The sequence below is a fragment of the Treponema denticola genome (genome assembly GCF_024181605.1).
In the GTDB taxonomy this organism is placed as follows: domain Bacteria; phylum Spirochaetota; class Spirochaetia; order Treponematales; family Treponemataceae; genus Treponema_B; species Treponema_B denticola_B.
Window position 1 is genome coordinate 642161 of the sequence record NZ_CP054477.1, and the last position, 13059, is coordinate 655219.

Annotated in this window: 11 protein-coding genes and 1 tRNA gene; 8 read left to right on the plus strand and 4 right to left on the minus strand. The window is 36.6% G+C overall.

All coding sequences use genetic code 11. The features are described from left to right. Position 1: 1 nt before the first annotated feature. From E4N80_RS02820 to E4N80_RS02845, 6 genes are read left to right on the plus strand one after another with little or no spacing between them, the layout of a single operon-like run. Positions 2–1282, plus strand: a complete 1281-nt coding sequence (locus E4N80_RS02820; protein WP_253700267.1) for an ABC transporter permease — start codon at positions 2–4, stop codon at positions 1280–1282. Further along, the gene (locus E4N80_RS02825; protein WP_253700269.1) at positions 1275–1955 is read left to right on the plus strand and encodes an ABC transporter ATP-binding protein; all 681 of its coding nucleotides are present in this window, start codon (positions 1275–1277) and stop codon (positions 1953–1955) included. The genes E4N80_RS02820 and E4N80_RS02825 overlap by 8 nt, the downstream gene beginning before the upstream one ends. After that, complete coding sequence (locus E4N80_RS02830; protein ID WP_253700271.1) at positions 1952–3289, plus strand: ABC transporter permease; 1338 nt, start codon at positions 1952–1954, stop codon at positions 3287–3289. Before E4N80_RS02825 ends, E4N80_RS02830 begins: the two co-directional genes overlap by 4 nt. Next, complete coding sequence (locus E4N80_RS02835; RefSeq protein ID WP_253700272.1) at positions 3286–3789, plus strand: UvrB/UvrC motif-containing protein; 504 nt, start codon at positions 3286–3288, stop codon at positions 3787–3789. Before E4N80_RS02830 ends, E4N80_RS02835 begins: the two co-directional genes overlap by 4 nt. Further along, positions 3773–4846 carry an ATP--guanido phosphotransferase gene (locus E4N80_RS02840; protein ID WP_253700274.1) on the plus strand — a complete coding sequence of 358 codons (1074 nt, stop codon included), beginning with the start codon at positions 3773–3775 and terminating at the stop codon, positions 4844–4846. The genes E4N80_RS02835 and E4N80_RS02840 overlap by 17 nt, the downstream gene beginning before the upstream one ends. 8 nt (positions 4847–4854) lie before the next feature. Then, a complete protein-coding gene (locus E4N80_RS02845) occupies positions 4855–7353 on the plus strand; it encodes an ATP-dependent Clp protease ATP-binding subunit (RefSeq protein WP_253700276.1) in 2499 nt (832 codons plus the stop codon). Positions 7354–7367: 14 nt separating this feature from the next. Here E4N80_RS02845 and E4N80_RS02850 read toward each other — a convergent pair whose 3' ends face one another. Together E4N80_RS02850 and E4N80_RS02855 are read right to left on the minus strand one after the other, a co-directional pair. Continuing rightward, entirely contained in the window at positions 7368–8642 is a 1275-nt protein-coding gene (locus E4N80_RS02850) for a glucose-1-phosphate adenylyltransferase (RefSeq protein WP_253700277.1), read from the minus strand. Between the two features lie 50 nt (positions 8643–8692). Next, on the minus strand, positions 8693–9847 hold the full coding sequence (locus E4N80_RS02855; protein WP_253700279.1) for a glycosyltransferase family 4 protein: 1155 nt from the start codon (positions 9845–9847) through the stop codon (positions 8693–8695). 131 nt (positions 9848–9978) lie between these two features. On the opposite strand from E4N80_RS02855, the gene E4N80_RS02860 reads away from it, so the two are divergent. Continuing rightward, entirely contained in the window at positions 9979–10977 is a 999-nt protein-coding gene (locus E4N80_RS02860; RefSeq protein ID WP_253700281.1) for an omptin family outer membrane protease, read from the plus strand. Between the two features lie 81 nt (positions 10978–11058). Here E4N80_RS02860 and E4N80_RS02865 read toward each other — a convergent pair whose 3' ends face one another. Both E4N80_RS02865 and E4N80_RS02870 read right to left on the minus strand, forming a co-directional pair. After that, positions 11059–11844 carry a septal ring lytic transglycosylase RlpA family protein gene (locus E4N80_RS02865; RefSeq protein ID WP_253700282.1) on the minus strand — a complete coding sequence of 262 codons (786 nt, stop codon included), beginning with the start codon at positions 11842–11844 and terminating at the stop codon, positions 11059–11061. A gap of 100 nt (positions 11845–11944) precedes the next feature. Beyond that, positions 11945–12028 (minus strand) — tRNA-Leu (locus tag E4N80_RS02870). 39 nt (positions 12029–12067) lie between these two features. Here E4N80_RS02870 and E4N80_RS02875 point away from each other — a divergent pair. Next, a complete protein-coding gene (locus tag E4N80_RS02875; RefSeq protein ID WP_253701040.1) occupies positions 12068–12997 on the plus strand; it encodes a TatD family hydrolase in 930 nt (309 codons plus the stop codon). The last annotated feature ends 62 nt before the right edge of the window (positions 12998–13059 follow it).

Sequence of the window (13059 nt, forward strand, 5' to 3'; positions counted from 1 at the left end):
AATGAAAAAGAATAATTATGGATGGATTTTTTTTGTTTTAAATAGATTTAATTCAGCAGATACAAAGGGGCGCTCTTCCATCTCTACTCTTTTTTCTGTTTTGGGGATTGCCTTCGGCGTAATGGTCTTGACTGTTGTTTTATCCATAATGAACGGTCTCCAGATGGGATACATAGATACAATTTTACAAGTTAGTTCGGGACATATAAGGTTGTACGGCGAAAAAGAAGATCTAAAAAAAGCCGAAAATTTAGAACTCCATAAGGCTTTTTTTATTTTTCAAGAATCACAAACATTGATGCAGGGAAATTACGGCAAGCAACACGGCGTTTTAATCCGTTCGGTGGAAAAAGATATAATGCAAAAAGACAAAGGACTTGCCTCTGCCTTAAAAATAACTTCCGGTTCTTTTAATATCTTAGAAAAAGATTCTGTGATTTTGGGTTACGAGTTGGCCCGCCAGCTCGGTGTAAAGGTTGGCGATAATGTAAATATTATAGCCGTGTCAGGTTCATCCGAAACAAGCCTTTTTCCTGAAAATCAAGATTTAATTGTTACGGGTGTTTTTAAAACGGGATATTATGAGGTAGACTCTTCCTTTGCCTTTATGTCTTTAGAAAACGGAGAAAACTTATTCGGAAAAGAGTCGAAGCTCTATGCCTCCGTCAAACTACAAAACCAAAACAATGATGCAGCCTATATATCTTCCCTAAATGCTTCATCCATTAATTTAAAAGCGGAATCATGGCGTACTTATAATCATGCTTTTTTCGGAGCACTTAGAATAGAAAAAAATATGATGATGCTTTTGGTGATTTTAATTTTTTTGGTTGTGTCGGTTAATATTTATAACGGAATGCGGCGTTCAATTTATGAGAGGAGGGAAGAAATTTCCGTTCTTGCTTCTCTTGGTGCTTACTCCAAACATATACAGGTTCTTTTTATTGCAAACGGTTTTACAATAGGCTTGATAGGTGCAAGTGCCGGTCTTTTATTGGGACTTTTGCTCTCGGTTCAAATAAATTCTATTTTTAATTTAATAGAAAATATAGTAAATTCGGTTTTGAATTTTGTGTCAATATTGTTTCAAAATTCATCCGATGCGGATTTTGCTGTTTTTAGTCCGGTCTATTTTTATATGGAAACCGTTCCGGTTAGAATATTTTTTAATGAAATTTTATTGATTTTTTTGTTCGGCATTTTTTCCTCATCCGCTGCGGCTATGATAGCTGCGAGACGGATATTGAAATTGAAGCCGGCGGAGGTATTACGCTATGAGTAAGGATATAGTTTTAATTTCCGGTTTAACCAAAACATTTTCTTCGGCAAGTGAAAAACTTGTAATATTCGATAAACTGAATTTTTCCATTAAAGAAGGAAAAAAGATTTCTATTACCGGAGAATCAGGTTCGGGTAAAAGTACCTTTTTAAATATACTGGGCGGTCTTGAATCGGCAGACAGCGGTGAGATTATTGCAGGTTCTTATAAGGTTCATTCGCTTGATGAAAAATCTCTCACCGAATATCGAAGCTCCTTTTTAGGTTTGGTGTTTCAATTTCATTATCTGTTAAAAGATTTTACGGCTCTTGAAAACGTAATGCTTCCCGCCCTTATTGCAGGAAGATCAAAAAAAGAAATAAAAGAAAAGGCTCTCTCCCTTTTGGAGGATGTAAAATTAGCCGAACGGAAAAATCATTTTCCGTCTCAGCTGTCGGGAGGAGAAAGACAGAGGGTTGCTGTTGCCCGCTCTTTGATAAACAGTCCCTCTCTTATTCTTGCTGATGAACCTACGGGAAACTTAGACCCTGCCAATGCCGAAACTGTTCAAAATCTTTTATTTTCAGTAGTAGATAAACACAAAAAGACCTTGGTTCTTGTTACCCATGATCAAAATATCGCCTCAATGACGGATATTTCTTATAAACTTTATAAGGGTAATTTGGAAGAAGTATGAAAAATTTAGTCTTTATAAAAATGGCATTTAGATTTTTAGGTATAGGTTCGGGAAAGACGGTTTCCAATGCCCGTAAAAGTTTATTCGGTGCCGTTTTAGGGATAGGCATAAGTATAGTTCCCCTTATTGTAGTTTTGGTTGTCTCTGACGGTATGATTCAAGGAATAACTTCCCGCACAATCGAGCTTGGAACGGGACATCTGCAAGCTATAAATATGAGGTCGATATCAAGCTATAAAAATGCCGAAACAGAAAAAAATATCCGCTCGTTAATTCTTGAGTTTGATGAGGGAAACTTTGTTGAAAACGCTTGGATTGAGAGGCAGGGAAACGGTTTGGTTATCGGTAAAAACGGAAGAAGCGGCGGTGCAATCCGTGCAGTCGAACCTGAATTCTTTACTCAAAATATCAGGGCTCTTAATCTTATAAAAGTCATATCCGGTTCTCTTGAATTTGAAAATAATAAGTCTGCAATTTTGGGAACAGCTATAGCTGAGAAGCTCGGTTTAAAAGTAGGGGATACATGCAGAATCATAACCATATCTAAAAACGAAAAAGGTAAAACAATTCCCCGCGTAAGTTCATTTAAAATTTCAGGCCTTATATCTTCAGGCTATCAAGAGCTGGATGCCTTGTGGGTTTTTATTCCTTTGGAGGAGGGTTTGAAGATTATACCGTTGACTTCTTCTTTGACCTCAATAGTGGTTTCAACCAAGGACCCATTTGATGAAGATAAGATGCAGGCTCTTCAATTAAAATTGAGCTCGATATTACCCGAAAGTTTTTCCATATATTCTTGGGCAGACTTAAACCGCTCTGCTTTTACATCCTTTAAGACCACTAAAAATATTTTACTTTTTATCATGTTTTTGATTGTCCTGGTTGCCTCTGCCAATATTTCATCGGCCATTGTTATGCTTGTAATGGAGCGAAGAAGGGAGATTGCCATACTAAAGGCTGCCGGAGCCCATCCATCGTCTATAAGCCTTGCTTTTTTGCTTGCCGGTCTTTTAACGAGCTTAGGCGGGATTATTTTGGGAATGCCCCTAGGAATTTTAACCGCCATACATATAAACGAAATCTTTGCTTATGCAGAAAAAATTTTAAACTATCTTCAAAATGTTTTTTATACCTTCTTTTATGGAGCCGGAAAGCCTCTTGAAATTCATCTTTTAGATCCTGCCTATTATTTGGAACATATTCCCGTAAAATTAAACCTTTTTGACCTTTACACGATAGCCGTTTCTATGTTAATATTATCAGTAGTAGTGTGTTTGATTCCTGCAGTACGGGCAGGAAAAGAAAAGCCGATAGAGATTATGAGGAAATTATGATTTGTGATATGTGTAAGTTAAATGAGGCTAAAGTTTCTGTGGAACAAGTTGCAGACGGTGTGACTAAAAATATTTATCTGTGTCCGGCTTGCTCACAAAGGCTCGGATTTGGTATGTTTTCTAAAACTATCGATATTTCCATAACAAAAATCCTTGGATCCGATGATGAAGATAATGATGACGGCAGAAAATCGGAGCAATGCCCTATATGCGGATTAAGTTTTAGAGAAATTGAATCGAAAAAAATGATCGGATGCTCAGACTGTTTTTCGTTTTTTAAAGCCGAAATTATGGAAATATTGGGAAAAAAGAAAAAAAATCTAAAGTATTCCGGGCCTATCACGGATGAGCAGTCTCCCGAAACCTTTTTTGAAACTCATAGTTCTGAAGAATTACATGAAGAGCTAAAAAAAGCTGTCGAAACTGAAGATTATGAAAGGGCTGCCGCTTTAAGGGATGAGATCAAAGCTTTGGAGAAAAACCATGATATCAAAATTTGACGGTTGGTATATGGAAAACGGTCCCGATACCGATGTAGTCCTATACAGCCGTTGTGATGTAGCCCGAAATATATCAGGTTTTTTGTTTCCAAATAAAATTAGTCTTTCCGACTCTGTTGACATTATTTCGCTTGTTTTTTCTTTTTTTTCCTCTTTGGAGGATTCCGCTTATTTTAAAAAGTTAAAACTTAGAGCAATAGATCCGCTTTCCATTAAACTACTTGAAGAAAAAGGAATTATTCTCCCCGATATGCCTGAAAAGATAGAAAAGGCTGTTTTGGTGCACGAAAACGGCTCTCTTTATATAGGTTTGAATCTTGAAGATCATATAAACATAAGTTCTTTTGCTGCCGGAATGGATCCGGAAGAAGTCTGTGCAAGGGCTTCCTTTATGGAAGTCAAAATGAGAGAAAAAATTAAATTTTCGGAAGATAGGGACCTAGGTTTTTTAACTTCCAATCTTATGGGGATAGGAACGGGACTGAAGTTTTCGGTTTTATGCTCTTTTCCGGGAATCCTTTATTCCAACTGCCTGGGTTCAGTCTTGGAATTAACAAAGCAAAGCAATCTCAATGTTGCAGGTTACTACTCGCCTAATTCTAAGAATTCCATAGGAGCTCTTTTTTTGATTTCAAATGCCGTATCTGCAGGCGATAATGAAGAGATTCAGACTGCGGATTTTATTTCCTGTGTAAATTCCATAATCGAAATTGAAAGAGAGAAGAAAAAAACTTTTCTAGATGAAAATAGATTGAAGGTTGAAGATATGCTTAGAAGAGCTATAGCTGTAGCTCAAAGTGCAAAACTTATGGATTTTAAGGAAGCAGCCGATATAGTTTTTAAAATAAAGTTCGGCTTAAATATGGGCTTAATTACCGGTATTACCAATGAAGAATGCAACTCGATGATTTTTAAGTCCCAAATGGGGCATCTTGCTTTTTTATTGCTAAACAGTCATATAGGCTTATCTGATAGAAATTTAGACGATTTTTCTATAGAAGAATATAGGGCTCGTACTATTCAAGAACTTTGTTCAAAAGTCCGAATTATAATGTGAGGTGTTATATGTGTCAAGGTCTTTCACAAGATGCTCATAAGCTGCTTACTCTTTTCGGTCAGCAGGAAGCTAGGCGGGTTAATGCGGATCTGTTTCAACCCGAGCATATTTTATCTGCTTTGATCCGAAATAAAGTAGGCAGGGGTTATATAATTCTTCAAAAATTAAATATTGATCTTCTCAATTTACAGCTGTTTATTGAACAAAACACTCCTATCCGTGCAGGAGATAGAATCATAGGTGAAATTCCTCCTTCTCGAAGAATTAAGTCTTTGGTCGATATTGCAACAATAGAAGCAAGAACTATGAGGCAAAGTGTGGTCGGTACCGAGCATCTTCTTGTAGCCCTTGTCAGAGAAGAAAATTCCATAATATCCGATTTTTTTATGCGTTATAATATCGTAACTGAAGACATTAGGATGATAATATTAAAAATAACCGATCAGATGGATTCTGTCCGAACAGCTAAAACAGCTGATGTGTCTAAGTCAAAACAATCGGCTCTTTCCGAATTTGGGCGTAACCTGACGGATATTGTAAGTTCCGGTTCCCTTGACCCAATTATAGGCCGCGAAAAAGAGATTAGAAGACTTATCCAAATCCTTTCCCGAAGAACAAAAAATAATCCGATCCTTGTAGGAGAGCCCGGAATAGGAAAGACCTCCATCGTTGAAGGCTTGGCCTTTGCCATAATAAACGAAAACGTACCTCACGATTTATTAAATAAAAGTATTGTTTCTTTGGATCTCGGTTCCGTAATTGCAGGAACAAAGTATAGAGGTCAGTTTGAAGAAAGGCTGAAGCAAATTATAAATGAAATAAAAGAAAATAAAAATATAATTTTGTTTATAGATGAAATTCACACCCTCATAGGCACAGGCGGCTCTCAGGGAGCTATGGACGCCGCCAATATTTTAAAACCTGCCCTAGCTCGAGGAGAAATACAATGTATTGGGGCTACAACAGTTGATGAATACAGAAGATATTTTAAAAACGATTTGGCTCTTGAGCGGCGCTTCCAGCTGATTCAAGTTAAAGAACCCAATCCTGAAGAAACCTTTGATATACTATGCGGTATAAAGCATAAATATGAAGAACACCACAACGTCATCTACGAACCCCAGACTGTAACCAAGATAATTGAATATTCAAAACGGTATATTACGGATAGATTTTTTCCGGACAAGGCTATTGATGTATTGGATGAAGCAGGGGCAATGAAAAAAACTATCCTTGACAAAAAACCCGGCGAACTTTTTGAAATTGAAGACAAGATAAAGGTTTTGATGCTTGAAAAAGCCGAGATGGTTGAGATGCAAAATTATGAAAAAGCTGCCTTAATCAGAGATGAAGTCCTTGATCTAAAAAACGACATATATCAAATTAAAAATAAGTGGATGACTTCTTATCAGCATCCGATTTCCTATGTTGACGAAAACGATATAGCAGAAGTTGTTGCAATGATGACGGATATCCCCGTAAATAAATTAAGTCAGGATGAGGCCGAAAGGATGCTTCACATCGAAGAGGAATTAAAAAAATCGGTGGTAGGGCAGGATGAACCCATATCGATTTTGTCCAATTCAATAAGAAGGTCCCGTGCAGGTATTTCATCTCCCGAGAGACCCATAGGTTCATTTTTGTTTTTAGGTCCTACCGGTGTCGGAAAAACCCTTCTTGCAAAAACTCTCGCCGAATTTTTGTTCGGCACAAAAGAAGCATTAATCAGGGTCGATATGAGTGACTATATGGAAAAACATAATGCTGCAAAACTTATCGGTGCTCCTCCAGGATATATAGGCTTTGATTCAGGCGGATTTTTAACCGAAAAAATAAGACGTAATCCGTACTCCGTTTTGCTTTTGGATGAGGTAGAAAAAGCTCATCCCGATGTCTTTAATATTCTGTTACAAATTTTAGAAGAGGGTGAACTTAGAGACAGCAGCGGGCATATTGTGAATTTTAAAAATACGGTTATTATTATGACCAGTAATGCAGGGTCTAAGTCCATCATAAAAGAAAATCAGCTGGGCTTTAATCCTTCGGGAGACGGCGTAATGGCCTATTCCGAGATAAGAGCAAGTGCTCTTAACGAAATAAAAAAATTCTTATCACCGGAATTTATAAATAGAATTGATGAGTTGCTTGTTTTTAAGCCCTTGGATAAGGATGACATCAAACGGATATTAAAACTTGAGCTTAAAAAATTTGAAGATAGAATTGCAAAGCTGGATTTATATATTGAACTTTCAAAGGAAGCCGAAGATTTCTTTGCAGATAAAGGATATGACCCTGCCTATGGTGCACGCCCTATGAGAAGACTTCTTCAAAATAAAATCGAAGATGTCCTGTCCGTTAAAATAATAAGCGGCGAGTTTTCAAAGGGTAAAACTGCTCTTGTCGATTTTTCGGCTTCAGAGGATGATATAATAATCAGCATTAAAGAAAGCCCTAATTATGAAGATGCTTACAGCGCATCGGTTAAATGTGAGGTAGAATCCAACTGATGCGCCGGTACTTTTTATATTGAAGTATTATCAGGTATTACGGAATTTTTTACTATAACGTATATTCCGCCGACAACATGATAGAAACCGTAGTCACCATCGGGAGGTGTTTGGTCCATGCCTATGGATACGTTATTTCCCATACGCACATTTTTATCTATTATTGCAGAACGTATGCGGCAATGATTTCCTATACCCAAGCTGGGGCATCCTTCTTTTAATCGAGCTTCTTTTTCCTCATGTGTTTCGTAATAGTCCGCTCCCATGCAGATAGAGTCTTCTACAAAGCTGCCTGTTTCTATGATTGACCGGACACCTATTACGGAGTGATTTATTGTAGAATTCGTTATGACACAGCCTTCGCTGCAGATAGATCTGCTCAAGTGTGCATAGTTTACCTTTGATGGAGGTAGATTTCTGTTATGGGTGTATATTGGCCTTTCAGCATCATAAAAGTCGAATTTAGGCCTTATTTCCGTCAGATCAAGAGTTGCATCATAAAAAGACTTGATGGTTCCTATGTCGGACCAATATCCGTTATGAGGAAAGGCAGAAACCTTATATTTTCCGTTTATTGCTGCAGGAATTACTTCTTTTCCGAAGTCGGTATGATCGCTGTTTAAACATTCTTCCATGACCCTTGCATTGAAAATATAAATACCCATTGATGCCAGATATTGTTTATTGGGATCATTCGGTTTGATAAGGGACTTTTCAGGAATTTTCCAATCATCTATGTTTTTGTCGGGACCGGGTTTTTCCATAAACTCGGTAATTACAGAATCCGAATTAACCTTCATAATACCGAAACCTGATGCATCCTCTCGTGTGACGGGAGTACAGGCTACGGTAATATCGGATCCGGATTCTTTATGAAAATTTAAAAATTTTTTTAGATCCATACGGTAGAGTTGATCGCCTGCAAGGATTAAATAGTGGGAGGGATTTTGATGCCGAAAATGATGAAGGTTTTTTCTTATAGAGTCAGCCGTACCTTCATACCATCCTGTATTATCGAAAGTTTGCTCAGCTGCAAGAATTTCTACAAATCCGTTTGAAAACGTATCAAAAGTGTAGGCTTTTGCAATGTGGATATGCAAAGAAGCAGAGTTAAATTGTGTTACAATATAAATATTCCTAAAGCCGGAATTTATACAATTGGAAAGAGGTATATCGATAATTCGATGTTTACCTCCAAAAGGAACAGCCGGTTTAGATCTATGCATGGTAAGCGGATAAAGACGTGTTCCTTTTCCGCCTCCCAGGATTATGGAAAGAACTTTTGACATAGGCATCCTCCTGCCTATAATTATATAATGCTTTTTAAAATTTTACCAGATTAATTTATTAATTCTTTATAAATTTTTTCTACTTTTTTTGCAAAATTGGCAGACGAAAAGTCCTCGGCTATCTTAAATGCTTCTTTTGCATAGCTTTGAATTTCTTCTTTGTTGTTTAATGCGAATTTAATGTTGTCCAAAAGTTCATCGTTTTCCTTAAATAATAAACCTGTCTTTTTGTGTAGGACGATACCTTTGATATTTGTGTCGTCATATACCAAAACAGGAACTCCTGCTGCCATTGCTTCAAGAATAGTCAGACCCTGTGTTTCAGTTTTTGATGGGCTTATAAATAAATCGGCAGTTTTATAATATATAGGAACCTTGTCGTTTGGAATTCTATTTGTAAATATTACATTTTCCTGTAAATCTAAGTGTCTTACTCTTTCTTCAAGCTCTAACCTATCAGGCCCGTCACCTACAATGATAAGTTGGATATTTTTATTTTCGCTTGTTATTTTAGGCATTATATTAATTAAAGTTTCAATATTTTTTTCCTTTGATATTCTTCCTAAAAATATAAGTTTAAATGAATCTTTTTTTATGTTAAAAGATTTTAGTAAGCTATCAGTTTCGGCATCGGGAATATCTTTTTTAAACTTCTCAAGATTTATTCCTGATGGAACAACATATATTTTATTTTTTACTCCATAGCTTATAAGTAAATTTTTTGTTTTTTCTGTGGGTGCTATAACTCCTGAAAGACGGGCAATATAACGCTTTGAGAGTTTTCTTACTACTTTTTTTAAAGGGCTTTTGCCGAAATTGGAAATATAGTGGGTATATTCTTCATAGACAGTATGATATGTGTGTAAACATGGAATATTTAGATCTTTTGCAATGAAAGTACCGAAATTGCCCATGGAAAATTCCGTTTGAGTATGTACTATATCGAAATTTAAAGCCTTTACTTTATTGTATGCCTTTGTATGTTTAAAAAATAATCCTACTCTGAATTCAGACCATTTAAAAAATGGAATTGAAGGAACTCGAATAATATGTTTTTCATCCTCATCCTTAAAATCCGGAAATGTTGTTGTGATTATATAAACTTCGTGGTTTAGTTTTTCCAGCTCTTTTTGTAAGTTCATCGTAGAGGTTACAACTCCGTTTATTTGAGGATAATAACAATCAGTAAAAATTCCAATTTTCATTTTATATAGCTCCAACCAAAATTTATCATAAATGATTTTATTAAATGTCATTTTATCACAAATATTTTTCTTTGCCAACAGCTTTAGCAATACTTGACATAAACTTTAAGACAAACTAAACTAATCTTAGTATGAGAGGTTTCGACAGACAGATCGTTATTTTGATATTTCTTTTTATAAGTGCTCACTTTATATCATCCGAAGAAGGAAAAACTTTGTTTAGTTTTTCTGCTTCTCCATCGCTTATAGCCGGCTCGGGATTCGAGTATGCTTTTAGAACTGACTCATTTATTAAAAGCAAACTTGATTGGCCTCTTTTGCCTGCAGGGGGCTTTACTGCCGGTACCGAGTTTAAGCTTAAAAACGGATTTTACTTTTCTTTTGTTTCTTCATTTATAATACCTGCTTATTCGGGTAGAATGTTTGACTACGATTATTTGAATCCCTATGATTCTTCAATGCTGACCCATTTTTCGGAGCATAAGGCCTATGTTAAAAAAGCCTTGGATTTAAATCTAAATATCGGCTTCATGAAGCTTCTTGTTGAGTATAAAACCTCTTCAAATAAAAAAATAAGAGTCTCTTGTGCTCCATCCATAGGAATAAGGTATATTTTAAATGCATGGGATGCCGTGGACGGTTACACCAAGTATCCTCCCGATACAAATCCTCCAAGTCCTGTTTTACCTGATACTCCTACTATTCCCGTTGCAGGACTCGGAATAAGTTATAAACAAACTTTTATTTTACCTAATATAGGAGTTCTATTTAGATTTGAACTTCCAAGGGAGTGGAAGATTGATTTATCTACTCAACTTTGCCCGAGTGTTATTGGGTTTGCAGAGGATTTTCATTATAAGAAAGAACATGGAGGCTTAAAATTTGTAGATGTTTTTACAAAGAAAAATCTGTCTTTTTATTTATACCTTTCGGCTGAAAAAAGACTTTCAAAGCATTTTTCTTTTTTTTCTTCCATTGATTACACCTCGATTACGGCCTACCATGGAAAGCTTTTTGCTTATTATTTAAAATCAGGATTATTAAAAAGCAGCTCATCTACCGGTTCGGTTGGCGCTGCTTTATATTCTACCCGTATCAATTTAGGCTTTATATTTCATATAGTAAAATAGATTTTTCAGATGATTTTAAATAAAAAACCCAAGCTCCCTTTATGGAAGCTTGGGAAAAATTATTTTAGGAGGTTCTATGTTTTACCAACTTTCTTGGCGTAAGACATAATCATTAAAAGAGTTTAACTCAAGCACTCTTTTTACTTTTTCAAGTTCATGAGGCCTAATGCCGTACAAAACAACCCTTGTAGTGGTTTCCGTTTTTTCGTAGGCAGGCTCAAAACCAATTTTTCTTAATTTGATTACAAGCCTTAGGGCATTTTCTTCCCGCTTAAATGAGCCCAACTGAATTCTCCATAAAACGCCTTCTGTTTCTGAGGCCTTAGCAGGTACATAAACAAGATTTTGATTTTTTGTACTGTCAGTTGAAGCTTGAAACTCCTGCTCTTTTGTTTTTACCAAGTCTTTTGCTCTGCTGTTTGTTTCTTCCGCTTTTAGAGATGCCTTTTCCTGATTGATAGTCTTTTCTGAAGTTTCGGTTCTCGTAAATGCTCCCATATTGTTAGGATCTATTTTTCTTAGACTTACCCTTACAACTCCATAGGCTAACATATCCAAGGCAGCGGCGGCAGCCTTTGAAACATCTATTTCACGGTTACCTACAAATGGTCCTCTATCATTTATTCTTACGATGACCTTTCTTCCATTTTCTAAATTGGTAACTTCAACAAGGGTTCCGAAAGGAAGAGTTTTATGAGCCGCCGTGTAAGCATTCATATCGAATATTTCTCCGTTTGCGGTCGGCCTTCCGTTAAAGGCTTCCCCGTAGTACGAAGCATAAGTTTCCTCGCTTATAATTTCTCCCTGTGCAGCTAAAAAGTGCATAAAGGATAAGGACAAAATTAACATAAGGATTGCTTTTTTCATTTAATTCCTCCCGAATTAAAATCTTATATATTCAATATCGGAATAAAAAAAAAGAAGATTAGAAAAAAAAGCCTTAAACCGGTTAAGTTTAAGGCTTTTGTGCTGAAGACGGGAATTGAACCCGTACGGCATTACTGCCAAGGGATTTTAAGTCCCTAGTGTCTACCTATTCCACCACTTCAGCAGATGTGGTATACTATCATAAATTTTAAAGGTGGTCAAGATGTTTTCCGACTCTCATGCACATTTTTTTATGATTTTTAGACGAAATGAAGGCGATGCTTCATTTCTATATACAATGATGGAACGCAAATTCAGGTTTGCCATGGATATAGGTACTCAACCGGGAGATTTAAAAGAAAGACAAAAATTTATTTCGGATGTTTTTGACGGAAAAATACAAGGGCAAGAGACCGTGCATTTGCCTGAGCGTTTCCCCGATTTTATGCATTTTGCGGCGGGGCTTTGGCCCCATGCCGAAAGCATTGCCGAGCCTGAAAAGGCTCTTGCAGCTTTAAAAACCGATATCGGTACTCTTTTTTTACAAAAAGCCGAAGCGGAAAAGACTAATCCGAAAAAGCCCTTTTATTGCGGCCTTGGAGAATGCGGGCTTGACCGTTATTGGAACGGCCCTGCTGCCGAAAAAAGGGGAGCAGATTTAAATTCTGAAGAAAGAGGAACAACCGATATAGAAGGGGAGGAGTTTCTTTTTAATGAACAGTTAAAAATTGCAAAAGAAAAAAATCTTTCAGTTATAGTTCATTCAAGGGATGCTTATGAAGATACCCTAAAATGTATTGATGAGGTAGGACATCACAAGGGGATAATCCACTGCTATTCTTACGGGCTTAAAGAGGCTTATTCCTTTTTGGAAAGGGGCTGGTATATTTCCTTTCCCGGAAACATAACCTATGCTAAAAAGCAGGCTGATAGGGATAGGATTGCAGAGCTTGTAAGGGCCATTCCTGCCGATAAGCTCTTGCTTGAAACTGATGCCCCGTATTTAGCCCCTGTTCCTTTTAGGGGAAAGATAAATACTCCTCTTTTAATAGAATACACCTATGCCGCAGTTTCCGAAATTTTAGATAAATCTATGGAAGCCTTGGCGGAACAAATTTATCAAAACTGCTGTTCTTGTTTTTTGGTAAGGTAGTGTCGGGCATCTCTAAAAACTCGTTTAGTTTTTAGAGATGCCCGATAGTAAAAAGGCTGTCC

Coding starts and splice junctions, on each gene's coding strand:
- E4N80_RS02865 (WP_253700282.1), bottom strand. CDS start 11,844: ATGAAAAAAGCAATCCTTATGTTAATTTTGTCCTTATCCTTTATGCAC.
- E4N80_RS02850 (WP_253700277.1), bottom strand. CDS start 8,642: ATGTCAAAAGTTCTTTCCATAATCCTGGGAGGCGGAAAAGGAACACGT.
- E4N80_RS02845 (WP_253700276.1), top strand. CDS start 4,855: ATGTGTCAAGGTCTTTCACAAGATGCTCATAAGCTGCTTACTCTTTTC.
- E4N80_RS02835 (WP_253700272.1), top strand. CDS start 3,286: ATGATTTGTGATATGTGTAAGTTAAATGAGGCTAAAGTTTCTGTGGAA.
- E4N80_RS02825 (WP_253700269.1), top strand. CDS start 1,275: ATGAGTAAGGATATAGTTTTAATTTCCGGTTTAACCAAAACATTTTCT.
- E4N80_RS02875 (WP_253701040.1), top strand. CDS start 12,068: ATGTTTTCCGACTCTCATGCACATTTTTTTATGATTTTTAGACGAAAT.
- E4N80_RS02855 (WP_253700279.1), bottom strand. CDS start 9,847: ATGAAAATTGGAATTTTTACTGATTGTTATTATCCTCAAATAAACGGA.
- E4N80_RS02840 (WP_253700274.1), top strand. CDS start 3,773: ATGATATCAAAATTTGACGGTTGGTATATGGAAAACGGTCCCGATACC.
- E4N80_RS02820 (WP_253700267.1), top strand. CDS start 2: ATGAAAAAGAATAATTATGGATGGATTTTTTTTGTTTTAAATAGATTT.
- E4N80_RS02860 (WP_253700281.1), top strand. CDS start 9,979: ATGAGAGGTTTCGACAGACAGATCGTTATTTTGATATTTCTTTTTATA.
- E4N80_RS02830 (WP_253700271.1), top strand. CDS start 1,952: ATGAAAAATTTAGTCTTTATAAAAATGGCATTTAGATTTTTAGGTATA.